24 protein-coding genes and 1 tRNA gene are annotated in these 23,137 nt (G+C 60.5%); 20 read left to right on the forward strand and 5 right to left on the reverse strand.

The window, feature by feature from the left end; genetic code table 11:
• Positions 1-8: 8 nt before the first annotated feature.
• Entirely contained in the window at positions 9-173 is a 165-nt protein-coding gene (locus tag Mame_RS26710; protein WP_018063234.1) for a hypothetical protein, read from the forward strand.
• A 130-nt stretch (positions 174-303) separates the two neighbouring features.
• On the opposite strand, the gene Mame_RS14645 is transcribed toward Mame_RS26710, so the two are convergent.
• Positions 304-390: transfer RNA gene (locus tag Mame_RS14645), tRNA-Ser, on the reverse strand.
• Positions 391-680: 290 nt separating this feature from the next.
• On the opposite strand from Mame_RS14645, the gene Mame_RS27575 reads away from it, so the two are divergent.
• From Mame_RS27575 to Mame_RS14705, 12 genes are all read left to right on the forward strand, one after another.
• The gene (locus tag Mame_RS27575) at positions 681-1,547 is read left to right on the forward strand and encodes a septal ring lytic transglycosylase RlpA family protein (RefSeq protein ID WP_018063235.1); all 867 of its coding nucleotides are present in this window, start codon (positions 681-683) and stop codon (positions 1,545-1,547) included.
• A gap of 175 nt (positions 1,548-1,722) precedes the next feature.
• Positions 1,723-2,382 (forward strand): dTMP kinase, encoded by a 660-nt coding sequence (tmk, locus tag Mame_RS14655; RefSeq protein ID WP_018063236.1) that lies wholly within the window; start codon positions 1,723-1,725, stop codon positions 2,380-2,382.
• Positions 2,375-3,403, forward strand: coding sequence for a DNA polymerase III subunit delta' (locus Mame_RS14660; protein ID WP_018063237.1), 1,029 nt, complete (start codon positions 2,375-2,377; stop codon positions 3,401-3,403). The genes tmk and Mame_RS14660 overlap by 8 nt, the downstream gene beginning before the upstream one ends.
• Before the next feature lie 126 nt (positions 3,404-3,529).
• A complete protein-coding gene (metG, locus tag Mame_RS14665; RefSeq protein WP_026173212.1) occupies positions 3,530-5,077 on the forward strand; it encodes a methionine--tRNA ligase in 1,548 nt (515 codons plus the stop codon).
• A 10-nt stretch (positions 5,078-5,087) separates the two neighbouring features.
• Positions 5,088-5,867 (forward strand): TatD family hydrolase, encoded by a 780-nt coding sequence (locus Mame_RS14670; RefSeq protein ID WP_018063239.1) that lies wholly within the window; start codon positions 5,088-5,090, stop codon positions 5,865-5,867.
• Between the two features lie 3 nt (positions 5,868-5,870).
• The gene (locus Mame_RS14675; RefSeq protein WP_026173213.1) at positions 5,871-6,686 is read left to right on the forward strand and encodes an MBL fold metallo-hydrolase; all 816 of its coding nucleotides are present in this window, start codon (positions 5,871-5,873) and stop codon (positions 6,684-6,686) included.
• Positions 6,687-7,001: 315 nt separating this feature from the next.
• Entirely contained in the window at positions 7,002-8,096 is a 1,095-nt protein-coding gene (locus Mame_RS14680; protein ID WP_026173214.1) for an ABC transporter ATP-binding protein, read from the forward strand.
• Between the two features lie 79 nt (positions 8,097-8,175).
• Positions 8,176-9,276 carry an extracellular solute-binding protein gene (locus Mame_RS14685; protein ID WP_018063242.1) on the forward strand — a complete coding sequence of 367 codons (1,101 nt, stop codon included), beginning with the start codon at positions 8,176-8,178 and terminating at the stop codon, positions 9,274-9,276.
• Positions 9,277-9,429: 153 nt separating this feature from the next.
• The gene (locus tag Mame_RS14690) at positions 9,430-10,686 is read left to right on the forward strand and encodes an ABC transporter permease (protein WP_026173215.1); all 1,257 of its coding nucleotides are present in this window, start codon (positions 9,430-9,432) and stop codon (positions 10,684-10,686) included.
• Between the two features lie 10 nt (positions 10,687-10,696).
• The gene (locus Mame_RS14695; RefSeq protein ID WP_018063244.1) at positions 10,697-11,548 is read left to right on the forward strand and encodes an ABC transporter permease; all 852 of its coding nucleotides are present in this window, start codon (positions 10,697-10,699) and stop codon (positions 11,546-11,548) included.
• Positions 11,549-11,611: 63 nt separating this feature from the next.
• Positions 11,612-12,409, forward strand: coding sequence for a DUF1295 domain-containing protein (locus Mame_RS14700; RefSeq protein ID WP_018063245.1), 798 nt, complete (start codon positions 11,612-11,614; stop codon positions 12,407-12,409).
• Positions 12,406-12,942 carry a hypothetical protein gene (locus tag Mame_RS14705; RefSeq protein WP_018063246.1) on the forward strand — a complete coding sequence of 179 codons (537 nt, stop codon included), beginning with the start codon at positions 12,406-12,408 and terminating at the stop codon, positions 12,940-12,942. The genes Mame_RS14700 and Mame_RS14705 overlap by 4 nt, the downstream gene beginning before the upstream one ends.
• Here Mame_RS14705 and Mame_RS14710 read toward each other — a convergent pair.
• From Mame_RS14710 to Mame_RS14720, 3 genes are read right to left on the reverse strand one after another with little or no spacing between them, the layout of a single operon-like run.
• Positions 12,926-14,140, reverse strand: a complete 1,215-nt coding sequence (locus tag Mame_RS14710; protein ID WP_018063247.1) for an SAM-dependent methyltransferase — start codon at positions 14,138-14,140, stop codon at positions 12,926-12,928. The genes Mame_RS14705 and Mame_RS14710 overlap by 17 nt on opposite strands.
• Positions 14,124-14,927: a DUF1365 domain-containing protein gene (locus Mame_RS14715; protein ID WP_018063248.1), complete on the reverse strand. Its 804-nt coding sequence runs from the start codon at positions 14,925-14,927 to the stop codon at positions 14,124-14,126. The genes Mame_RS14710 and Mame_RS14715 overlap by 17 nt, the downstream gene beginning before the upstream one ends.
• Positions 14,924-16,282, reverse strand: coding sequence for an NAD(P)/FAD-dependent oxidoreductase (locus Mame_RS14720; RefSeq protein WP_018063249.1), 1,359 nt, complete (start codon positions 16,280-16,282; stop codon positions 14,924-14,926). Before Mame_RS14720 ends, Mame_RS14715 begins: the two co-directional genes overlap by 4 nt.
• A gap of 298 nt (positions 16,283-16,580) precedes the next feature.
• Between Mame_RS14720 and Mame_RS14725 the strand changes: the two genes are divergently transcribed.
• The 7 genes from Mame_RS14725 (at position 16,581) to Mame_RS14755 (ending at position 21,540) form a co-directional block, all read left to right on the forward strand.
• A complete protein-coding gene (locus Mame_RS14725) occupies positions 16,581-17,075 on the forward strand; it encodes a sigma-70 family RNA polymerase sigma factor (protein WP_018063250.1) in 495 nt (164 codons plus the stop codon).
• Positions 17,072-17,746 (forward strand): ChrR family anti-sigma-E factor, encoded by a 675-nt coding sequence (locus tag Mame_RS14730; protein ID WP_018063251.1) that lies wholly within the window; start codon positions 17,072-17,074, stop codon positions 17,744-17,746. The genes Mame_RS14725 and Mame_RS14730 overlap by 4 nt, the downstream gene beginning before the upstream one ends.
• Before the next feature lie 9 nt (positions 17,747-17,755).
• Positions 17,756-18,169 (forward strand): DUF2177 family protein, encoded by a 414-nt coding sequence (locus Mame_RS14735; protein WP_018063252.1) that lies wholly within the window; start codon positions 17,756-17,758, stop codon positions 18,167-18,169.
• Positions 18,170-18,215: 46 nt separating this feature from the next.
• The gene (locus Mame_RS14740) at positions 18,216-18,806 is read left to right on the forward strand and encodes an IMPACT family protein (RefSeq protein WP_018063253.1); all 591 of its coding nucleotides are present in this window, start codon (positions 18,216-18,218) and stop codon (positions 18,804-18,806) included.
• A 15-nt stretch (positions 18,807-18,821) separates the two neighbouring features.
• Entirely contained in the window at positions 18,822-19,232 is a 411-nt protein-coding gene (locus tag Mame_RS14745; protein WP_018063254.1) for a hypothetical protein, read from the forward strand.
• 163 nt (positions 19,233-19,395) lie between these two features.
• Complete coding sequence (locus Mame_RS14750; protein WP_018063255.1) at positions 19,396-20,487, forward strand: AbrB family transcriptional regulator; 1,092 nt, start codon at positions 19,396-19,398, stop codon at positions 20,485-20,487.
• 75 nt (positions 20,488-20,562) lie between these two features.
• Positions 20,563-21,540, forward strand: a complete 978-nt coding sequence (locus Mame_RS14755) for a linear amide C-N hydrolase (protein ID WP_018063256.1) — start codon at positions 20,563-20,565, stop codon at positions 21,538-21,540.
• A 74-nt stretch (positions 21,541-21,614) separates the two neighbouring features.
• Here the strand turns inward: Mame_RS14755 and Mame_RS14760 are convergent, their stop codons facing one another.
• A complete protein-coding gene (locus Mame_RS14760) occupies positions 21,615-23,102 on the reverse strand; it encodes an anti-phage dCTP deaminase (protein WP_157624491.1) in 1,488 nt (495 codons plus the stop codon).
• Between the last annotated feature and the right edge of the window lie 35 nt (positions 23,103-23,137).

Genomic DNA, 23,137 nt, shown 5'->3' on the forward strand with positions numbered 1-23,137 from the left:
ACAACGTCGTGATCAAGCTCGACAGCAAACAAATGCAACGCGACATGACGACAAAGGCGAAGGATGCGGAAAGCCAGGCTCGCATCAGCCACGTGGAAGAATATCGTGACGCCACGACAGACCGGCACGCCGGAATCGAAGAGCAACTGGAGAGGTTTACGAAGCTGACATAGGCACCTAAACGCCAGCGTTCAGAAACTCCTGCGCGCCATCTAGAACACCCGCTGAGGACATTTCTGACTGGGAACACTCCGATAAAATTAAAACAATAAATAAAATCAAATACTTAATAGCATAATACGGCGGAGGAGGTGGGATTCGAACCCACGGTACGCTTTCACGCACGCCGGTTTTCAAGACCGGTGCCTTAAACCGCTCGGCCACTCCTCCGGCTCAGGCGCATTCACGAAATATTCGTAGATGTCGCTTAGAGGATGGCCTTTAGCACCGTGTTCTCTTGCGGGTCAATCCCGGGATATGTGCCGGTTCGATGCGGACACGCGGGGGCGGTCAGAACGTGGCCGGGGCAATTTCGGGTTGCGCAATTTCGCCAATTTTGTTAACGCGCCACAAAGCGGCCATCAAGCATCCGCATAGGAGAGTTTGACACAGTTTCAAGGTCCAGGGGTTCCGGCAAGCAATCCTGACGGTACATCGACATAGACGGAAGAAATGTTGGCATGAAAGAAATCCGGTTTTCCACCTCGCTGGCAATGCTGGCTATGACTGCATTGATGGCTTCGTGCACGACCACGGGCGATACATCCAAAGACATCAAGGATGACGCGGCGGAAGTCGCCGATGCTGCCAAAAACAGCATTTCCGAAGCGGATGCGCTTTCCTACCAGAAGATCGGCAAGCCCTATCAGGTGAGGGGCAAATGGTACACGCCGAAGGCCGACACCAAATATTCCAAGACCGGGCTCGCCTCCTGGTACGGGCCGAAATTCAACGGCGCCCAGACGGCGAGCGGCGAAATCTACGACATGAACCACCTGTCGGCGGCCCACAAGACGTTGCCGCTGCCGAGCTATGTCCGGGTGACCAATCTCGACAATGACAGTTCCGTCATCGTGCGCGTCAACGATCGCGGACCCTTCGTCTCCGGCCGGATTATCGACCTTTCCAAGAAGGCCGCCGAAATGCTGGACGTCACGGGTTCGGGCGTGGCCAATGTCAAGGTCGATTACGTCGGCCCCGCCTCGCGCAACGCCGACGACATGAACTACCTGATGGCCTCCTACGAGAAGAAGGATGTGCCGGAAGGCGTCGATCCGGGACGTTTCGGCGAGGTGCAGCTCGCCAAGGCCGAAACGCCGGCAGCCGTCGCAACAGTCGAGACGACCGAGACGGTCGTTGCCGCGACGGAGACGGCCCAGACGCCCGTCGCGCTTGCCGAAGCTTCGGTGAAGCCGGAAGAGGCGAGCGCGCAGCTTGCCCTGGTCGAGGAGGCAAAGCCCGTCACGGCAAGCGACGCCAGTGCCGCGACCGAGACCATTCTGGCGGACAATACCGGCTATTCCGTTCCGATCCCGTTCAAAAGATAGCCCGCACAGGCCTTTTGCCCCGGCCTGAATTCGTCTAGATCATCGGACGGTTAATATGAACCGCCCGATGCTCTAGTTTTTTGTTTTGCCGCATCGGGTTGTCAAAAACCGGATTCCACTTTTTCGCCCGATGCTCTAAACGACGACGAAGCGATGGCCGGAGGTATGTGAGAGCTTGAAACGCGGGGTATTTATCAGCTTCGAAGGCGGCGAGGGCGCCGGCAAGTCGACGCAGATCCGTCTGCTGGCCGAACGCCTCACCAGCCTTGGCCGTGCTGTGGTCGTCACGCGCGAGCCCGGCGGCTCAGCGGGGGCTGAAGCCGTGCGCCACGTGCTGCTATCGGGCGCTGCCGAACCGTTCGGCGTTGGCATGGAAGTGCTGCTGTTTGCCGCCGCCCGCAACGATCATGTCGAGGAAATCATCAAGCCTGCGCTGGCAGACGGCAGCATCGTGCTCTGCGACCGGTTCATGGATTCCTCGCGCGTCTATCAGGGGACGGCCGGCGGGCTTGCGCCCGATTTCATCTCGACCGTGGAGCGGGTCGCCGTCGACGGCACCATCCCGGACCTCACCCTGATTTTTGATCTCGATGCCCTTGAGGGGTTGCAGCGCGTGAAGGCCCGCTCGCCCGAACAGGCGCTTGCCGGCACGCCCGATCGGTTCGAGAAGGATGATATCGCGGTGCACGAGGCGCGGCGCAGGGCGTTTTTGAAGATCGCCGAGGCGGAACCGGACAGATGTCGGGTCATCCGCGCCGATGATGCACCGGAAGCGGTGGCGGAAGCGGTCTGGCAGGCGGTCTCGCCCTTTCTGGAGGAGCGCGGCGATGGCTGACGATATGGTTCTGGAAGGCGCGGTGCATCCGGCGGCCAATCCCAATCTGTTCGGTCATGAGGAAGCGGAGGCCTATCTCGCGACGGCCTATCGTTCCGGCAAGGGGCATCACGCGATCCTGCTGGAAGGCGGCGAGGGCATCGGCAAGGCGACGCTCGCCTTCCGGTTTGCCAACCACGTCCTGCATTTTCCCGAGCCGCATAGCGCGCCCGATCACATCATCGCTCCAGATCATGCAGCGCCGCTGACGCGCCAGATCATTGCCGGCGCCTCCCATGATCTGCTCCATCTGGAACGCCCGGTCGATGTGAAGACCGGCAAGCGGAGGACGGCCATAACCGTCGACGAGGTCCGCAGGGCCGGGCACTTCCTGTCGCAGACCTCGGGCACCGGCAACTGGCGGATCGTCATCGTCGATGCCGCCGACGACCTCAACCGCTCGGCTGCCAACGCCATCCTGAAAATTCTCGAGGAACCGCCGAAACATGCGATGTTCCTGCTGATCTCGCATACGCCGGGCCGGCTGTTGCCGACGATCCGCTCGCGTTGCCTGCCGCTGCGCCTTCGGCCGCTGGAGCCCAATGACCTCCTGAAGGCACTCGGGTCTCTCGGCGTCGATCCCGCCGGCGAGGACGCGGCGCGGCTTGCGGCGCTTGCCAATGGCAGCGTTTCGGAAGCGCTGAAGCTGGTCAATTACGGCGGCGGCGAGATCATCGACGCCTATCATGAAACGCTCGCCGGCTCGGACGCCGAGGCGAGGGCGCTGATGCACCGGCTCGCCGATACCCTTGCCAAGCGCGACAACGAGACGGTCTTCGCCTTCCTGCTCGCCCATGTCGAGGAGGATGTTCGCAGCCGCGCGCGTGAAGCGGCGATGGGCGGTGAGATTGCACGGGCCGAGCGGCTGTCAGCACTCTCCTTAGAACTCGGCAATGACGTGGCGACGGCCGATGCCTACAATCTCGACCGCAAGCAGCTCGTGCTCGACCTGCTCACCCGGATCCGCGCCGCCGTCAATTGAACGACGCGCGCCGGTCGGTTTGACTTGATGCATTGCGGCACTGGCGTTAAGACCGGCGAAACGATCGAGGCCGGCGCCGCTTTTTTTGGCGGCCGGCAGCAGCAGTCAAGCGGACGGGTTTCGGACATGAGCGACAAGGCCAATAATTTCTACATCACGACGCCGATCTTCTATCCGAACGGCACGCCCCATATCGGCCACGCCTATACAATGATCGCGACCGATGTGCTGGCCCGCTTTGCCCGGCTCGACGGCAGGAATGTGCGGTTTCTCTCCGGCACGGACGAGCACGGCCAGAAGATGCAGCAGACCGCCGAGAAGGAGGGGATCGCGCCGATCGAGCTTGCAACCCGCAATTCGGCGGTGTTCCGCGACCTTCTGGCGCGGCTGAACTGCTCCAATGACGATTACATCCGTACGACCGAGGAGCGCCATCGCGTTGCCGTCCAGGCGCTGTGGAAGCGCATGGAGGAAAACGGCGATATCTATCTCGGCAAGTATGGCGGCTGGTATTCCGTGCGGCAGGAGGCCTATTTCGACGAGAGCGAGACAACGCTGGGCGAGGATGGCGTGCGTCGCGAGCCGCTGGGCTCGCCGGTGGAATGGGTCGAGGAGGAGAGCTATTTCTTCAAGCTTTCCGCCTATGGCGACAAGTTGCTCGAATATTACGAGGCGCACCCGGATTTCATCGGTCCCAATGAGCGCCGCAATGAGGTCGTCTCCTTCGTCAAATCCGGGCTGAAGGACCTGTCGATCTCGCGCACCACCTTCGACTGGGGCATTCCCGTGCCGGGCAACCCCGATCACGTCATGTATGTCTGGGTCGATGCGCTGACCAACTATATCACCGCGCTCGGCTTTCCGGATGAAGCCAATGCGCTCTGGGATTTCTGGCCCGGCATTCACATCATCGGCAAGGACATCATCCGCTTCCATGCCGTCTACTGGCCGGCCTTCCTGATGTCCGCCGGTGTGGCGCTGCCGAAACGGGTCTATGCCCATGGCTTCCTGCTCAACAAGGGCGAGAAGATGTCGAAATCGGTCGGCAATGTCGTCGATCCGTTCAATCTGGTGGAGCATTTCGGGCTCGATCCGATCCGCTATTTCTTCCTGCGCGAGGTCTCCTTCGGCCAGGACGGCAGCTATAGCGACGAGGGAATTGGAACGCGCATCAATTCCGATCTGGCCAACGGGATCGGCAATCTCGCCAGCCGCTCGCTGTCGATGATCGTCAAGAATTGCGACGGCCAGGTGCCGGAATGCGGGCCGCTGACCGACGATGACAAAGCCATGCTCGAAACCGCCGATGGCGTGATCGCGACTGTGCGCGCCGATATGGACAAGCTTGCGATCCACCGCGCGCTCGCCGCGATCATCGGCGTGGTCTCCGATGCCGACCGCTATTTCGCGGGCCAGGAGCCCTGGGCGCTGAAGAAGACCGATCCCGAACGCATGGCGACCGTGCTTTACGTCACGGCCGAAGTCGTGCGTCAGGTCGCGATCCTGCTGCAGCCGGCCATGCCGGAATCGGCGGCGAAATTGCTCGATCTGGTCGCCGTGCCGGAAACCGAACGCACATTCGCGCATTTGGGTGAGGCGGGTCGTCTGAAACCGGGCACGCCGCTGGAAAAGCCCGCGCCGGTTTTCCCGCGCTATGTCGCGCCAGAGGAATAGAGAGACTTTCATGCTGATCGATACCCATTGCCATCTGGACTTCCCGGATTTCGACGCCGAGCGCGACGAACTGGTCGCGCGCGCGAAGGGAGCGGGCGTTGCGCAGATGGTGACGATCTCAACGCGCGTGAAGAAGTTTCAGCAGATCATTGATATCGCTGAAAAATATGAGAATGTCTTCTGCTCCGTCGGCACCCATCCCGCCAATGCCGATGAGGAACTGGATATCACCGCGGAAGACCTGATCGCGCTCACCGCGCATCCGAAGGTGGTGGCGATCGGGGAAGCCGGGCTCGACTATCACTATCAGCCGGAAAAGGCCGAGGCGCAGAAGACCGGGCTTCGCCGTCACATTGATGCGGCGCGGCGCACCGGGCTGCCGCTGGTGATCCACAGCCGCGATGCAGATGACGACATGGCCGCGATCCTGACCGAGGAGAGCGAGGCGGGCGCCTTTCCGTTCATCCTGCATTGCTTCTCGTCGGGCAGGGGGCTTGCCGAAACCGGCGTCGCGCTTGGCGGTTATGTCTCGTTTTCCGGCATTCTGACCTTCAAGAATTCGCAGCAAATCCGGGACATCGCGGCCGATATCCCCATGGACCGGCTGCTGGTGGAAACCGATGCGCCGTATCTGGCGCCGACGCCCTTTCGCGGCAAGCGCAACGAGCCTTCCTATGTGGTCAACACCGCCCGGGTTCTCGCCGAGGTCAAGGGCGTCAGCGAGGACGAGATCGCGGCGATCACCACCGAAAACGCGTTTCGCTGCTTTTCCAAGATGACGCGGGTGTGACCCTTGGGGTATCGGCGACGTTTTACCATACTCGGCTGCTCGTCCTCGCCCGGCGTGCCCCGGATCACCGGGGACTGGGGCGCGTGCGATCCGCAAAATCCAAAGAACCGACGCACCCGCGCCTCGCTGATGGTGGAACAGATCGGGCCGGATGGCGGTGTGACCACTGTGGTGATCGATACCGGTCCGGATTTCCGCGAGCAGATGATTCGCTCAGGCGTCACACGCATCGACGCGGTGCTCTTCACCCATGCCCATGCCGATCATCTGCACGGTATCGATGATATTCGCGGCTTTTTCCATGCGCAGCGCCGCCGCATCCCGGTCTATGCGGAGCCGGTGACGATGGGGCGGATCCTCGACGGCTTCTCCTATTGCCTGCGAGTCCCCGAGGGCAGCAACTACCCGGCGATCGCCGAGCCGAACCTGATCGAGGATCTCGATTCGCCGGTGCGAATCGAGGGGCCGGGCGGGGCCATCGAATTTCAGGCCTTCCCCCAGCAGCATGGCGATATCGTTTCGCTCGGTTTCCGGATCGGCGATGTCGCCTACTGCACCGATGTCAGCGATTTTCCGCCCGAGGCGGTCGCGAAGCTTCAGGACCTGGACCTGATCATCATTGATGCACTGCAATATCACTGCCACCCGAGCCATCTGTCGCTGTCGCAGGCGCTCGGCTGGATCGAGAGCTTTGGCGCCCGCCGCGCGGTGCTCACTCACATGCACACGCCGCTCGACTACGACACGGTGATGGCTGAAACGCCGGGCCACGTGGAGCCCGGCTATGACGGTCTGACGATCGAATTTGATTCGATTTAGCACCTGCCTGCCGCCGCAGGCAGCGTCATCCAGCGTCGCAAACAGGCGCGGGGCGCGTTGGTGGCCGCGCTATCCTCGACACTGACTTTTCGCCGGTTCAACGGCCGAGCGCCGCCAGTTTAAAGGTTATGCATATTCATTATACCAAAGTCTTAACTGCGTGGTGCTTCGCTTGAGCTTCAAGGCAAAATCGACCGTTCATTCCGCGAGGACTGAAATTTGAGGTTGATTTGGCGCGCGTGAATTGCAGTATTGGGTACGGCCTGCCTAAAAATCGCGCATGAGAAAGCGATGGGCAAAACAGATGGGGACAATATGGCGAATAACCGTGGCGCATCGGTTAAGTACGAAAATGTTCAAAAAAGCTATGATGGCGAAAGCCTGGTCGTCAAAAAGCTGAACCTCGATATTCCACCGGGCGAATTTCTGACGATGCTGGGACCCTCGGGGTCCGGCAAAACCACCTGCCTCATGATGCTCGCCGGCTTCGAGCCCGCGACCGGCGGCGAAATCTACCTCAACGAGCGACCGATCAACAACGTGCCGCCGCACAAGCGCGGCATCGGCATGGTGTTTCAGAACTATGCGCTGTTTCCGCATATGACGGTCGCCGAGAACCTAGCCTTTCCGCTGCAGCTGCGAAAGATGAGCAAGTCCGAGCAGGAAGAGAAGGTCAAGCGCGCGCTCGACATGGTCCAGCTCGGCAAGTTCGGCAATCGCAGGCCGGGCCAGCTTTCCGGCGGCCAGCAGCAGCGCGTCGCCGTGGCCCGCGCGCTGGTGTTCGACCCCGAGCTGGTACTGATGGACGAGCCGCTCGGCGCGCTCGACAAGCAGCTGCGCGAGCAGATGCAGTATGAAATCAAGCACATCCACGACAATCTCGGCGTCACCTTCGTCTACGTCACCCATGACCAGACCGAGGCGCTGACGATGTCGGACCGGGTCGCCGTGTTCAATGACGGCATCGTCCAGCAGCTTTCGGCGCCCGACGTGCTTTACGAGAGCCCGGGCAATTCCTTCGTCGCCCAGTTCATCGGCGAGAACAACACGCTGAACGGGATCGTGACCTCCATCGAGGGCAATGAATGCAGGGTGCGCGTCGAGGACGGCACCACGCTGTTCGCCGAAAAGGTGAATGTCGTAAGTGAAGGCGACCGCACCACGCTGTCGCTGCGGCCCGAAAGGGTGGAACTCATCGCCGCCGATACGGTCGAGAACAAGGTGACCGGCCGGGTCGAGGAGCTGATCTATCTCGGCGACCATATCCGCGTGCGCATGAATGTGTGCGGTAATGACGAATTCATCGTCAAGGTCAGGAATCGCGGCGAACGTTGGGATCTCGAGGTTGGCCAGACGCGTACGGTCGGCTTTGCCGCCCGCGACTGCAAGGCCCTCGATTACGCCGCCTGACCTGCGGTGAAACGTGGCGGCCGCCTAGGCGGCCGTTCAGATAAACGTAACCAGTGAAATCTGCAAAAGGGGAACTGACATGAAACTCCGTACTATCATCCTGGCCTCCGCCGCCACCGTGGCGATGGGCAATGCGGCCTTGGCCGAGGACCTGACGATCGTTTCCTGGGGCGGCGCCTATTCGGCCTCGCAGGACAACGCCTATCACCAGCCGTTCATGGCCGAAAATCCCGATGTCACGATCATCAACGACGAATCCTCGAACGAGGCCGTCGCCAAGCTGCGCGCCATGTCCGAAACCGGCAATGTCACCTGGGACATCGTCGATGTCGAAGGTCCGGACAGCCAGCGTCTCTGCGACGAGGGCCTGGCCATGGAGATCGACCTCAACGAGTGGACCAAGGCAGCACCCGACGGCACGCCGGCCGTGGAAGATTTCGGCGATGCCGTGATCAATGACTGCTTCATTCCGCAGATCGTGTTCTCGACCACGTTCGGCTATCGCAGCGATGTCGCCGCATGGAACGGCAAGGAGCCGACCGAGCTCTGCGATATCTTCGACACCGAAACCTTCCCCGGCAAGCGCGCGCTTGAAAAGCGTCCGAAGAAGAACCTGGAATGGGCGCTGATCTGCGACGGCGTCGCCAAGGAAGACCTCTACGACGTGTTGTCGACGCCCGAAGGCGTGGACCGGGCGCTTGCCAAGCTCGACACCATCAAGGACGACATCATCTGGTGGTCGGCCGGCGCCGAAACGCCGCAGCTTCTCGCCGATGGCGAAATCGTCATGGGCTCGACCTATAACGGCCGTCTGTTCAGCGTGATCGCCGAGCAGGACCAGCCGGTGAAGATGCTGTGGGACTGGCAGGTGTTCGACTATGACGGTTGGGTCATTCCCGCCGGCCTGCCGGACGACAAGCTGGCCCTGGTGAAGGAATATATCATGTTCGCCACCGACACCCAGCGCCTTGCCGACCAGGCTAAGTACATCTCCTACGGTCCGGCTCGCGCGTCGTCGCAGCCGCTCGTCGGCGACCATGCCGAGCTCGGCATTCCGATGGCGCCGCATATGCCGACCAACCCGGCCAACATGGGCAACTACCTGGTCAACAACATCCTGTGGTGGGCCGACAACCAGGACGACGTGGAGCAGAAGTTCCAGGCCTGGCTGGCACAGTAAGCTTGAGAATGCGTCCGGGACCCCCGGACGCGCTCCCGCTCATGAAAACTCTGTCCCGGCATGCCGGGGCAGGGAGCCGATTGCGCAAATCGGCGATCCGGCCCTTTTGCGCAATCCGCTTCAGACCGAATAAAAACAGGGGAACCGACCGGCGTGGCTGAGCAACAAATTCTGACCGGCGAAGGAAAGCCGCTCAAACAGGCATTGAGGAAGGCGTTGAGGCGCGAGAAGATGCGCTCTCTTCTGCTGATAGCGCCTCTGCTTGCCTTCGTTCTCGTCGCCTTCATCGCGCCGATCGGCGACATGCTGTTCCGCTCGGTGGAAAACAACATCGTCGCCGACACCCTGCCGAAAACCACCGCGGCGCTTCGCGACTGGGACCCCGCCGAGGGCCAATTGCCGGACGAGGCTGCCTATGAGGCGCTCTATGACGATCTGACTGTCGCGGTAGAAAAGAAGATCCACACCCGTCTCGGCTCACGCCTCAATTACGAGCAGGCCGGCATGTCGAGCCTGTTCCGCAAGGCCGGCCGCACGGTGCGCAACATTGAGCCCGGTTCGCCGGACATCAAGGCACAGCTGATCGAATCCGACAAGGACTGGGGCGATCTCGACACGTGGGCCATTCTGAAAATGTATTCGCCGGCCTATACGCCGGGCTATTTCCTGAATGCCGTCGATGCCGAGATGGGGCCGGATGGCATCGGCATGAAGCCGGAAAACGAGCGCATCTATCTGTTCCTGTTCGGCCGCACGCTGATGCTGTCGATCATCATCACCTGCTCCTGCCTCGTGCTCGGCTATCCGATTTCCTATCTCTTGTCGCATCTGCCGCTCAGCCGCGCCAATCTTCTCATGGTGCTGGTGCTGCTGCCGTTCTGGACCTCGCTTCTGGTGCGCACCTCGGCCTGGAAGGTGCTGTTGCAGCAGCAGGGCGTCATCAATGATCTGCTGGTGTGGAGCGGGATCGTCGACAATGCCGGCCGGCTGGTGATGATCAATAACGCCACCGGCACGATCATCGCCATGACCCACATCCTGCTGCCGTTCATGATCCTGCCGCTCTACTCGGTGATGAAGACGATTTCGCCGACCTATGTGCGCGCCGCCCGCAGCCTTGGCGCCACGAGCTGGACGGCGTTCTGGCGGATCTATTTCCCGCAATCGGTACCCGGCATCGGCGCCGGCGCGGTGCTCGTCTTCATCCTGTCGATCGGCTACTACATCACGCCCGAACTGGTCGGCGGCACCTCGGGGATATTCATCTCGAACCGGATCGCCTACCACATCTCCAGTTCGCTCAACTGGGGGCTCGCGGCGGCACTTGGCACGCTGCTTCTGGTGGTCGTGATGTTCATGTTCGTGCTCTACGACAAGATCGTCGGCATCGACAATGTGAAGCTCGGATAGGAGAGGGACCATGGCCATTCAGCCCTATGATTCGCCGCTCGAGAAGATCTGGCACTATGCCTTTCTGGTCATCTGCGGCCTGATCTTCTTCTTCCTGATCTTTCCGATCCTGGTGATCATTCCGCTCAGCTTCAACGCGGAGGATTTCTTCACCTTCACGCCGAAAATGCTGGCGCTCGATCCCGAAGGCTACTCGTTCAAGCACTATCAGGATTTCTTCCATAATCCCGATTGGCAGCAGGCGCTGTGGAACTCCATCAGGATCGCGCCGGCGGCAACGCTGCTGGCCACCGGTTTCGGTACGCTGGCCGCGATCGGCCTTGCCAGAAGCCATGTGCCGTTTCGGGGCGCGATCATGGCGATCCTGATTTCGCCGATGATCGTGCCGCTGATCATTTCGGCGGCTGGCATGTATTTCTTCTATTCGCGCATCGGCCTTCAGGGCACCTATTGGGGCGTGGTGCTGGCGCATGCGGTGCTCGGCACGCCGTTCGTGATCATCACCGTGACGGCAACGCTGGTCGGCTTCGACCGCTCGCTGGAACGCGCCGCGGCAAGTCTCGGCGCCAATCCGGTGACGACCTTCTTCAAGGTGCAGATGCCGCTGATCCTGCCGGGCGTGATCTCTGGTGCGCTGTTCGCCTTCATCACCTCGTTCGATGAGGTGGTAGTGGTGCTGTTCCTTGGCTCCGCCTCGCAGAAAACCCTGCCGTGGCAGATGTTCACCGGGTTGCGCGAGCAGATATCGCCGACCATCCTGGCGGTCGCCTCGATCCTCGTGGCGCTCTCCGTGGTCCTGCTGACCTTCCTCGAATTCATGCGGCGGCGCTCCGAACGCCAGCGCGGACTTTCTCCGGGCTGATCAAATCCGGTCCTCGTCATCCTCCGTAGTAATGCACAAAGCACACTTACCGCGGAGATGACGATGTCGATAACCCTTCTGATCCTGGTTCTGGCGGGCCTTTGTATCGGCATGACCGGGGCCTGGGCGGTTCAGCGGATTACCCGCAACAGTGGCTGGATCGACGCGATCTGGTCGGTTCTGACCGGCCTTGCCGGTCTTTCGGTGATCGTATTTTCCGTTGACGGCAATCCGGCGCGCAAATGGCTCGCCGGCGTCGTGGTCGGCCTCTGGGCTGCGCGGCTGGCAACCCATATCGCCACCCGCAGCGCCGGCAAGAAGGACGACCCGCGCTATGCCGCGCTGATCGAGGAGTGGGGCTCGTCCGCAAGCTTCCGGCTCTGGTGGTTCCTGATGATCCAGGCTTTCGCGAGCTTCGTTCTGGCGCTTTCGATCTATGCGGCGATCCTCAACCCCGCGCCATTCCCCGGCATTCTCGATTTCGTTGGTCTGGCGATCGCGATTATCGCGATTGCGGGCGAGGGCACGGCCGACTGGCAGCTTTCCAAGTTCAAGAAGGAAAAGCCGGAGGGCAAGAAGGTCTGCGATATCGGCTTGTGGGGCTATTCGCGCCATCCGAACTATTTTTTCGAATGGCTGTGGTGGTGCGCTTGGCCATGCCTGGCGCTTTCCGGTTTTCAGGCGTTGTTCCCTTTCGCCGTCTCGCTGCTCGCGCCGATCATGATGTACTGGCTGCTCAATTACGTGTCGGGCATTCCCTATCTCGAGGAGCATATGGAATCCTCCCGTGGCGACGCCTTCCGCGCATACAAGAAACGCGTCAGGGCTTTCTTCCCGATCCCGAAAAAGGCTGATGCATGAACAAGGCGCGCGATCCGCTGGCGGAGGCCTGCGGGTCGGTCGCCCTGGTTCTGGCCCTCAACAAGCCGGTCTATCCGCTCTATGTTTGGTTTCTCGCCGAAAGCGCCTTTCAGATTTCTCTCCTCACGGCGCTTTCTATGCCTTTTTACATCACAGTTTGGTGGCTTGCGCGCCGCGGCAAGTCATTTGTGGCAAGGCTCGGAATGGTCGCGGTGGGAACCGCCGATACCATCTTCATCGCCTTTGTCCTGGGCGGAGAGAGTGGCACGCTGATGTTCCTGTTCGCCTGTATTATGCTCGCCGGAATGGCCTTCCATGCGCGCGAGGTCTTGCTTTCACGCGCGCTGATAGGGCTGATACTCGTGCTGTTCGTGGCGCTCTACGGCCGGATCGGCGCACCGGTCCGGCCCGTTACGCCGGACGATATGCAGACGCTCGATTACCTTAACACGACGGGCGCGGCGGCGCTCGCGGCGTTCATCGCGTTGCGGTTCTTCCGAAGCCGAGCGGAGACCGTCACACCGCTGGCTTGATGAGGTGGAACTGCGCCACGTCGATGCGGCCGGCATCGAAGCCGGTCGCGCAGTAATTGAGATAATAGCGCCACATCCGCTGAAACCGGTCGTCGAAGCCGAGGGGACGGATCGCATCCCATTCGGCCAGAAACCGGCGTTCCCATTCGAGCAGCGTGCGGGCATAATCCTTGCCGAAGGAGAAAAGATCCTTCACCGCAAGCCCGGCGCTGCCCGCGCCCTTCTTGAACGTTTCGATCGAGGGCAGCATGCCGCCCGGGAAGATATAGGCCTGGATGAAATCCGGGTTGCGGCGATAGTCGTCGAGCCGGTGATGCTCGATCGCGATCGACTGGATCACGGCCGTTCCGCCGGGCGTCAGGCGCTCATTGACGGTCTTGAAGAACACCGGCCAGTTTTCCTCGCCGACGGCCTCGAACATCTCGATCGAGACGATCTTGTCGAACGTGCCCTTGCAATCGCGATAGTCTTCCAGCCGGATATCGGCCCTGTCGGAAAGTCCGCTGGCGGCAAGCCGCTCGCGTGCATATTTCGCCTGCTCCTTGGAAAGCGTGAGGCCGGTGACATGACAGCCGGTGCGGGCGGCGGCGTGTTCGGCAAATCCGCCCCAGCCGCAGCCGATCTCCAGCACCCGGTCTTCCGGTCCGATCTGCAATCTCGCGATGATCCGGTCGTATTTGGCGGTCTGGGCCTCCGAAAGCGAGCGATCGCGGCCTTCGTAGAGCGCGCTCGAATAGGTCATCGTCTCGTCCAGCCAGAGCTTGTAGAAAGCGTTACCGAGATCGTAGTGGAAGGCGATGTTGCGGCGGCTGCCGGACTTGCTGTTGCGCCGCAGCTTATGCCTGAGAAGGCTGATCTTCCGAAACAGGAAGGATGAGGAAAGCGCGCTTGAAAGTTCGCTCTCATTGGCCATCGCCAGGTCGAGCACGGCGGCCAGATCCGGCGTATCCCAGTGGCCATCGATATAGGCCCGGGCGAAACCGAGATCGCCATCTTTCAGGAGCTCAAGCAGGGGCCGGGCATTCCTGAGGCGGATCGCTGCCTCGGGTCCGTCGCAGCGGCCTTCCGTCCTATAGACCTGGCCGTTCGGGAAGGTGAGCGTAAGCGCGCCGGCGGTGATCCGATCGGCCATGCCGGCGATCAGCCGCTGCCAGAGATTGAGACCGCGATGGCTTTTGTGTTCAGGCTTCTTGCTCATGATCGTTCTTGTCCCCTGTCGCACCGCCCGCAACCGCGCTTTGAACGCGATGGGCCGAAGGCCGGTGTCTGAATACCGGCATGCCTTTCAATATCAACCTCAATGCCTCGTAGTGAATACCGGCAATAATCTTGATGGTCATCAGCGGATAGGAAAAAAATGCCCGCGCCAGCGCGCGGTCCCCAAGCGCCATGCGCTGGCCGTCGAAACAGGCATAAAGCAAGGGTCCTTCAGCATCCGTTTCGTTGATGGCGATCTTCACCCTGTCCTCCGGCGGCTGGATGGTGAAATGATAGGTGCATTCCATCGGAATAAAGGGCGAGACATAGAGCTGCTTGTCCGCCGTCTGGCGAATGGGCCGACCCTCGTCATCCACGGGAATGATGTAGGTGAAGCGTTCCTTGAAGGTGTTGCAGACCTCGTAGAGAATGGCCGTCAGCCGGTCGTCCTCCCGGTAGCAGAAATAGACCGTGAGCGGATTGAAGACGTAGCCGAGAATGCGCGGGTAGCAGAGCATTTCAACCCGCGAGGCGCTGCGACCGGACTTTTCCAGTTCGCCGAGCGCCCAGGCCTTGAGATCGCCGCCGGAAAGCGCGCCGTGATCTCGATCATGGACGCTGAAGAGCGAGAACCCGTTATGGGCGAAGAGCTTCAGTTTACGTCCCATGGTCGGAAGCTCATCCAGATCGATCAGCAGCGAAAAGACGCGGTAATCGAGCGCATGTTTCTTCGGCCGGTGGCGCCGGTGGACGACCTTGCCCTTGAAGATAGCGGAACGAAAACTCATTCGGCGGCCACGCGCTCCGGTTCGAGGAATATCCTGCCGGATTCGTCTTCGACGTTCCAGGGGCGCCTGACGCCTGCGACCGCCTCGGCGGCGGCGAGACCGGATTGCAGCCCGTCTTCGTGAAACCCGCTGCCGAAATGCGCGCCGCAATACCAGACATTGCCCTGGCCCTGAATGCGCCAAAGATCGCGCTGCGCGTCGATCGCCGCCTTGTCGAACAGCGGATGCATGTAGGTGTAGCGCGCGTGGACAAGTTCCGGCCGGATTTCCTCGCAAGGATTGAGCGTCACGAACAGCGGCACGCGCTCATCGATATTCTGCAGCCGGTTCATCCAGTAGGTGACGCAAAGGTTTGGCGTACCGCCATCCCGACGCTCGAGATAATTCCAGCTCGACCAGACCTTGCGATGGGCCGGCATCAGGCGCTCGTCGCTGTGGAGCCAGGCTTCATTCGTGGTGTAGCGGAAGGCGGAAAGCAGGTTTCGCTCTTCCTCCGCGGGATTGTCGAGCAGCTTCAACGCCTGATCGCCATGGGTTGCGACGACCACCGCATCGAATCGCTCCTCCGCGCCCCCGGCAAGCAGCCTGATGCCGCCCCCGTCCCGCACGATGCGCTCAACCGGCGTGTTGAGGCGCACCGGGCCGCTGATCTGTTCCAGCATCCTTGTCACATAGGAACGGCTGCCGCCCGTGACGGTGCGCCATTGCGGGCGGTCTACCAGCGTCAACAGACCGTGGCTTTCGAAGAAGCGGGTGAAGGCTGCGAGCGGATAGGCGCGCATCTGCTCAGGCGTCGTCGACCAGATCGCGGCGCCCATGGGCAGGATATGGTCGCGCACGAACCGCTTGGAATAGCCGCGCGCGTCGAGATAATCCCCGAGGGTCAGATCCTGGTCGGCTTCCGATCTGGCGGCTGCGGGCGCATGGCGGTAGAAGCGGAAAATATCGTAGACCATGCGCCAGAAGCTGAAGCGCAATATGTTCGATTTCTGCGCCAACAGCGTTGCGATATTGCTGCCGCCATATTCGAACGCGCCATTATCCAGCGACGCCGAAAACGACATCTCGGAGGCCTCGGTCTCGACCCCGAGATAGGAAAACATGGCCGTCAGATTCGGATAATTGCGCTCGTTATAAACGATAAAGCCGGTATCGACCGGGATCGTGCGATCGCCCACGGCGACATCGGCGGTATTCGAATGTCCGCCCGGCCGGTCGTCAGCCTCGAACAGCGTCACATGGCAGGACCGGCTCAACAGCCAGGCGGCGGAGAGCCCTGAAATGCCGGAGCCGATGACCGCGACCTTCCTGTCGGCGCGAAGCTTTCTGTAAGCGTTTTCCTGGGGGTGGTGCATCGTGTTGTTTCCGCCTTGTTGTTCACCATGATTTACGCGACGACCCGCGTGATGGATTGAAAAGGCGCAAAATTTATCGGAACCTGTAATCCGGACGGAAATCGCGGCCGTAATAGCCGGTATGCTTGAAAGCGCTTGCCCCATGCCGGTCACCGGTCCGATCCCTGCAGCGCCCCGAAAAGGGGCGGCAGGCCGCGCCATGCGAAAACGGATGCGCACCGGGAAGGTGAGGAGTTTGCCCGAACTATCGGTAGAGGAAATGTCGCACTGCCTGGTCAGTGTCGGACGAACGCGGGACATGGCGGCCTATGAACGCCTGTTTCGCCATTTCGGCCCGCGCATCCGCAGCTACATGATGAAACGCGCATCGGACCCGGCGCTTGCCGAGGAACTGATGCAGGAAACCATGATGATGGTCTGGCGCAAGGCGGAACTGTTTGATCCCGCGCGTGGCAATGCCTCGGCCTGGATCTTCACCGTCGCGCGTAACGTCAGGGTCGACAGCCTGAGAAAGATGCGCCGGCCGGAATTCGATCCGGACGACCCGGCACTGGTGCCGGACGGACCGGAAGCGCCGGACGTCCAGTTCGAGCAGGACGAGAATGCCGCGCGGATGCGCTCAGCACTCTCCGGCCTGCCGGAGGAACAGGCCGAGCTTCTGCGAATGTCGTTTTTCGAGGAAGTCTCCCACAGTATCATCGCCGAACGCCTGGACCTTCCACTGGGCACGGTCAAATCCAGAATCAGAGCAGCATTTTCCAGGCTAAGAACCGCGCTTGGGGAAAATCAATGAAGACAGGCACCATCCATCACCATATCAGCGACGCGCTTCTGCTCGAATATGCCTCGGGCAACCTCGAGGAGAGCTGGTCGCTCGCGGTGGCAACCCATCTGGCGCTTTGCCCGCATTGTCGCGCAAGGTTGCGGCTGATGGAGGCCGCTGGCGGCGCCCTCATGGAAGAGGCGGAACCCGAAACCGCGGAGATTTCCGAGGACGCCTCCTGGGCGGCGCTTCAGGCACGACTGCAGGCGACGGATGTCGAAGCCAAAGCCAAACCGGCGCCGGCCGCGCCCGGCGCCGCGCTGATACCCGAACCGCTGCGCTCCTATGTCGGGGCGACCTTCGACGACGTGCCGTGGCGTCGCCTGGGGCTCTATGCCCATCAGGCGCTGCTTGAGACCGAGGACAAGGGCATTCAGGTGCGCCTGCTGCGGGTCGATGCCGGCAAACCGCTGCCCGAGCACAGCCATGGCGGCCGCGAGCTGACGCTGGTGCTGCACGGCAGCTTCACCTCGGAAGGCCAGGTCTTCGGGCCCGGCGATTTCGAGGAGGAGGACGAGGATACAATCCATCAGCCGGTGGTGGGGCCCGAGTCCGAATGCATATGCCTTGCCGTCACCGATGCGCCGCTCAGGTTCCAGAGCCGGTTCATGCGCGTGTTGCAACCCCTTCTGGATATCTGAGGTGAACCCGTGAAACGCGCCCTGACGGCTTTCGTGGCCACGGCCATCTGCTTTTCCCTGCTGGATTTCATCTGGCTCGGCACGATCGCCTTTCCATTCTACCAATCCGAGATCGGGCCGCTGCTGCTGCCGTCGCCCAACTGGACCGCCGGCCTGAGCTTCTATTTCATGTATCTGATCGGCATCTTCTATTTCGCCGTTCTGCCGGGCGTCAGGGCCGGCTCGGCGCTGAAGGGCCTCGTGAACGGCGCGGTTTTCGGGCTGATGGCCTATGGCACCTACGATCTCACCAATATGGCAACCCTTGCCGGCTGGTCGTGGACCGTGGTCTTCGTCGATATGGCCTGGGGCGCGTTTGCCACCGGGCTGACCGGCCTTGTCGCCTCTTTCGCGACGCTGAAGCTGACCCGCAGCCCGGCTTGACTTCGCCCTTGCCGTGCCGTTTGAAAGGCGCGGAAGGGTGACCCTCATGTTCAAGCTCAAAGGTCCCGCGACATCGGAGCGGGAGATCAAAAAAAGCCGCTTTGCGACGATTGCCGCCCCGGTGGATGACGAGGCGGCGGCAAAAACTTTTATCGCCGAAAACAGCTTCGCCGATGCCACCCATAATTGCTGGGCCTGGCGCATTGGCGCGGACTACCGATTCTCCGACGACGGCGAGCCCGGCGGGACGGCCGGAAAGCCGATCCTTCAGGCGATCGAGGCTCAGGAGATCGATAGCGTCGCGGTGCTTGTGTCGCGCTGGTTCGGCGGCGTGAAGCTCGGCACGGGCGGACTGGCGCGCGCCTATGGCGGCAGTGCCGCGGAATGCCTGCGGCTGGCCGAAAAGCTGCCGATCGTGGCGATGACGGCGGGGGTGTTGCCGGTTGCCTTCTCCGATCTGGCGCTTGTGGAGGCGCGGCTTCAGGATGTTGATGGCCTCGTGATCGCCGACCGCGATTTCACCGAAACCGGGGCCGACTTTCATCTGCGTGTGCCGGAGGCGGGGGCCGCGGCGCTGGCCGAGCTTGTGCGCGAACTCACGAATGGCCGCAGCAGCGTGAAATTCGATGACGACTGAGCGGATTTATCCGCTATGCTGCGGGAACCCGCCGCATGCGCCGGCGTTGATACGCTGTCGCCCCATTTTTCCGCAAAGGTCACCTTCATGCGCTCCGCTCTCACCGTCATCGCCCTTGCCGCAACGCTTGCCGCCTGCACCCAGCGCGCCGATTCGATCGGTGCCATTCCGGTTTCGCCCGAGGAATTCGCCGGCAGCAGTTGCGAGACGCTGCTCAGCCAATATGAGGATGAGAACGCGAAGCTGAAGGACCTTGCGCAAGAGCAGGACAGCGAGATCGTGGGCGATGTGCGCATGTTCGGCGCAAGCCTCGGCAGCATGTCCGAGGACCAGAACATCAAGAACCAGGAAACCGCGATCGCCTACGCCAAGGGTCGCGTCAACGCGCTGGACATCGCGATGCGCCGGAAGAACTGCGCGATGTGAGGCGATTGCGCTTGCCCGCCGCCGCCGCGTATAGAGGAACGGGAGCCGATTCCCGGTGACGGGAAAGATCAGCCATGTTGGATGGACCGGACCCGTCCGCCGGGTATGACGCAGCGTCGTCCCGCGGCTGCGGGCGATCCGGCGTTACAGGATTGTCCGCACGATGAATTCCGCAGAAGAGCCGGAAGAACCGGCCTCCGCTGACGGCGGGAAAAGACAGCTTCTGCGCATCTGGCTTCCGCTTCTGGCGCTCTCCATCCTGCTCGTGATCCTCATGCAGCTTGTCGCGCTGCCGGCCTCGCTGCTTTTGGGCCCGATGCTGGCGTCGATCCTGATCGTGTTTTCCGGGCGGCGGATCACCATGCCGCGCCTGCCGTTCAACCTGGCGCAGGGCGTGCTCGGCTGCCTGATCGCGCGCACCATGACATGGCCGGTGCTGCAGGAAATCGCCGCCGACTGGATGATCTTCGTGGGCGGCGTGCTCTCGGTGGTGTTCGCCAGCATCGCGATCGGTTGGGTTCTGGCGCGCTATCAGGTGTTGCCCGGCACGACCGCGATCTGGGGCGCGTTTCCCGGCGCTGCGAGCGTGATGACGCTGATGTCCGCCTCGTTCGGAGCCGACATGCGGCTCGTCGCCTTCATGCAATATACCCGCGTCGTCATCGTCACCCTCGTCGCCGCCACCTTCGCGCGGTTCTGGACCGGCGGCGCGGCGCAAACGGCCGTACCGGTCTACTGGTTCGCCGAGCCGGCATGGGGCCCGCTTGCCCAGACGCTCGCCCTGATCCTGATCGGCGTGTTCTTCGGCCGGTGGCTTAAGCTGCCGGCGGGACCGATGCTGGCGACGGTGATCGCCGGCTCGGTGCTCAATGTCACGGGCCTGATCGAGATCGAACTGCCGCAGATCCTGCTTGCCATCGCCTATGCCACGCTCGGCTGGGGCATCGGCGCGCGCTTCGACCGCGCCGTGATCGTCGATGCCGGCCGCGCCATGCCGCGCGTCATCGCCTCGATCCTCGCGCTGGTGGCGATCTGCGGCGTGCTGGCGGCGCTGCTCGTCTGGCTCACGGGCATCGATCCGCTGTCGGCCTATCTCGCCACCAGCCCGGGCGGCGCGGATTCGATCGCGATCATCTCCGCCTCCACCGATGTCGACGTCGCCTTCGTGATGTCGATGCAGATCGCCCGGTTCTTCTTCGTGATGGCGCTCGGGCCGATCCTCGCCAAGCTGGTGGCGAAGCACAGCCGGTTCTGAACCGATTTTGATTGTCCACGGCCCGCTGCCGGGTTAGCCTTCGCCAACGATAACAGGTGCGACGGAGGACAGATCATGTGCACGCGGATTTTCTACGAGACCGGAACCTCAACCTACATCACCGGCCGCTCGATGGACTGGCGCGACGTGACCATGCAATCCGACCTCTGGGTGTTTCCGCGCGGGCTTTCCCGCGATGGCGGGGTGGGCGAGGGGTCGGCGACATGGACCTCGCAATACGGCTCGGTGATCGTCGCGATCTACAATCTCGCCACCTCCGACGGCATGAACGAGGCGGGGCTTGCCGGCAACATGCTCTATCTGGTCGAATCCTCCTATGGCGATCCGGCCGCGCGGGGCAAGCCGCTGATCTCGGTCGGCGCCTGGCTGCAATACATGCTCGACAATTTCGCGACCGTCGCGGAAGCGGCCGAGGCCATGGCCGACGATCCGCTGACGGTGATCACCGGCGAGGCGCCGAACGGCGCGCCGGCGACCGTGCATCTGGCGCTTTCCGATGCCGCCGGCGACAGCGCGATCTTCGAATTCGTCGGCGGCAAGCTCACCATCCATCACGGCCGCGACTACAAGGTGATGACCAATTCGCCGACCTATGACCAACAGCTTGCCATCAACGGCTACTGGAACCTCGTCGGCGGCAAGAGTTTTCTGCCCGGCACGGTGAACGCCGCCGACCGTTTCGCCCGCGCCAGCTACAACCTGAAATCCGCAACGCCGCTCAAGGACCGGCGCGCAGCACTCGCCTCCGTGTTCTCGCAGGTGCGCGCGATCTCGACCCCGCTCGGCATGTCCGACCCCGAAAAACCCAACATCGCCTCCACCCTCTGGCGCACCGTCGCCGAACACGACCACCGCCGCTACTATTTCGACTCCGTCATCAACCCCTCGGTGTTCTGGGTCGATCTTGCGGATTTCGATCTCTCCGAGGGCGCTCCGGCGAAGACGCTGGGGCTGAATGATCCGGCCCTACCGGGCGGGGATGTTGCGGGGCTGATGAAAGAGGCAGCGCCGTTTGAGTTTTTGGTGCCGTGAGGGGGGATTAGGGTAAATATTTAGTGCCGATTGGCAGTCGCCACCGACACGTCCGTAGTCAAGTTTGGGTATTGTTATTCGCTACTGTTCTCCAAGGCTTTTTTAACTGCTGAGATCGCTACATTCTCTTGATTGAGGTAAGTTGATATGTCGTTTTTAAACATAGGTTTTGCGCTTCCACCACGGTAATCAATATACCGCCCTTCAGACTTTCGCTTCGTTCGAGCAAAGAATTCGCGATATCGCCGAGGGGTGATCCCAGAAAAAGGAACGAAGTTGACGGAGGGGAACTTTTCGAAAGAACCTCTAGACATTCCCTCAATATGAACTGAATCAGAATGAAGATCAGCCGTAAGGCTTTTTGGATAGGGCTCCAAGAACACTACTTTACTTATACCGCTTGCAACAATGTGCTTTGAACACATATGGCAAGGAAATGTTGTGCAATATAGCGTTGCGCCTTGAACGCTTATTCCTAATCGAGAAGCATCGCTAAGTGCAGACATTTCTGCATGGATGATTCTTCCATACTCTAGAGCGCTCATGAATTGGGATTCTTTTACGCGATCTTGTTGTTTTTTCGAAATTTTATCCCGATCAATATTGAATATATCAAGTATCTCATTAAATATTTCTGATTTTCTTATGTCATTGCTATCTTGAGAGGTTCTATATTCTCGCGCATCAAATGAATCGTCCGCCCAATATGTCCCACCTCCTGCTTTTGGCACTTCATTTGCCCCAAGTGCTGCGATCTCTCCAGTCTCCCTAAAGATCGCCGCTCCCACTTGTCGAGATAGATCTAAGCTTCTTAACGCGGCTGAATGCGCTAGGTACATACCGTATTCAAGATGGTTTGGAGAATAACCATTATAACCAAAGAGAAGCTCGATAAAGCGCTTAACTTGCACAGAGACGTCGTCGCTTTTGTCTATCAGGTCGGCATTCACAACAACATCAGCAAGCTGGAATATTTTCCCTACCTGTTGACCATTTGGTTGATTTATTTCATCTTCATCACGACAAACAAGAGCTTCGGCTTTATCTCTATAGAAGTTAGTATCGCGCTTTTTATTATCGTGAGACATATCCCTAGAAAGAGAGTCAACTCGGACGTGCCTGGCAGAGTAAACTGAGATTTGGAAAAAGGACCTGCCGTATATTTCTTTTAATAGGTTAATTTCGTCCTCTGTTTTCAGTTGATCGACAACGTAAACATTGCAACTATCGGAATAGTTAGATCTGGTTTCGGCGATCTTTGAAATGGAAAAAGCTGATAGGAACCTCGATCCTAACTTGTTTCTCAAATGATTTCCAAAATCTATATACGACGTTATGCGAGTGTATCTGGTGGATTTATCCAGTTTTTCATATTTGATTTCTTGAGCGATCTCATGAAAAGAGTTTGTGATCTTTATATGATGAAAATTGTATTTTTTCTCTATAAACCCTTTCTCCAAGGCGTCCAGAGTGCTTTTTAGCGGAGTCCCCACCGGAGATACGATTCCAATGACAATTTCAGGCAGCCGATCCTCTAATTCTCTGTATGTTTCGGTGGTCATAATCTTAGCCATTTGGTAGAGTTTGTGTGAGAGAT

It is taken from the genome of Martelella mediterranea DSM 17316, assembly GCF_002043005.1.
Lineage (GTDB): Bacteria > Pseudomonadota > Alphaproteobacteria > Rhizobiales > Rhizobiaceae > Martelella > Martelella mediterranea.

Excerpts from the sequence above, each read along its gene's own strand:
- Mame_RS14755 (WP_018063256.1), top strand. The coding sequence starts at position 20,563 with ATGTGCACGCGGATTTTCTACGAGACCGGAACCTCAACCTACATCACC.
- Mame_RS14730 (WP_018063251.1), top strand. The coding sequence starts at position 17,072 with ATGAAGACAGGCACCATCCATCACCATATCAGCGACGCGCTTCTGCTC.
- metG (WP_026173212.1), top strand. The coding sequence starts at position 3,530 with ATGAGCGACAAGGCCAATAATTTCTACATCACGACGCCGATCTTCTAT.
- Mame_RS14715 (WP_018063248.1), bottom strand. The coding sequence starts at position 14,927 with ATGAGTTTTCGTTCCGCTATCTTCAAGGGCAAGGTCGTCCACCGGCGC.
- Mame_RS14720 (WP_018063249.1), bottom strand. The coding sequence starts at position 16,282 with ATGCACCACCCCCAGGAAAACGCTTACAGAAAGCTTCGCGCCGACAGG.
- Mame_RS14660 (WP_018063237.1), top strand. The coding sequence starts at position 2,375 with ATGGCTGACGATATGGTTCTGGAAGGCGCGGTGCATCCGGCGGCCAAT.
- Mame_RS14710 (WP_018063247.1), bottom strand. The coding sequence starts at position 14,140 with ATGAGCAAGAAGCCTGAACACAAAAGCCATCGCGGTCTCAATCTCTGG.
- Mame_RS14705 (WP_018063246.1), top strand. The coding sequence starts at position 12,406 with ATGAACAAGGCGCGCGATCCGCTGGCGGAGGCCTGCGGGTCGGTCGCC.
- Mame_RS14670 (WP_018063239.1), top strand. The coding sequence starts at position 5,088 with ATGCTGATCGATACCCATTGCCATCTGGACTTCCCGGATTTCGACGCC.
- Mame_RS14740 (WP_018063253.1), top strand. The coding sequence starts at position 18,216 with ATGTTCAAGCTCAAAGGTCCCGCGACATCGGAGCGGGAGATCAAAAAA.
- Mame_RS14725 (WP_018063250.1), top strand. The coding sequence starts at position 16,581 with ATGGCGGCCTATGAACGCCTGTTTCGCCATTTCGGCCCGCGCATCCGC.
- Mame_RS27575 (WP_018063235.1), top strand. The coding sequence starts at position 681 with ATGAAAGAAATCCGGTTTTCCACCTCGCTGGCAATGCTGGCTATGACT.
- Mame_RS14750 (WP_018063255.1), top strand. The coding sequence starts at position 19,396 with ATGAATTCCGCAGAAGAGCCGGAAGAACCGGCCTCCGCTGACGGCGGG.
- Mame_RS14695 (WP_018063244.1), top strand. The coding sequence starts at position 10,697 with ATGGCCATTCAGCCCTATGATTCGCCGCTCGAGAAGATCTGGCACTAT.
- Mame_RS14700 (WP_018063245.1), top strand. The coding sequence starts at position 11,612 with ATGTCGATAACCCTTCTGATCCTGGTTCTGGCGGGCCTTTGTATCGGC.
- Mame_RS14745 (WP_018063254.1), top strand. The coding sequence starts at position 18,822 with ATGCTGCGGGAACCCGCCGCATGCGCCGGCGTTGATACGCTGTCGCCC.
- Mame_RS14685 (WP_018063242.1), top strand. The coding sequence starts at position 8,176 with ATGAAACTCCGTACTATCATCCTGGCCTCCGCCGCCACCGTGGCGATG.
- Mame_RS14760 (WP_157624491.1), bottom strand. The coding sequence starts at position 23,102 with ATGACCACCGAAACATACAGAGAATTAGAGGATCGGCTGCCTGAAATT.
- Mame_RS14680 (WP_026173214.1), top strand. The coding sequence starts at position 7,002 with ATGGCGAATAACCGTGGCGCATCGGTTAAGTACGAAAATGTTCAAAAA.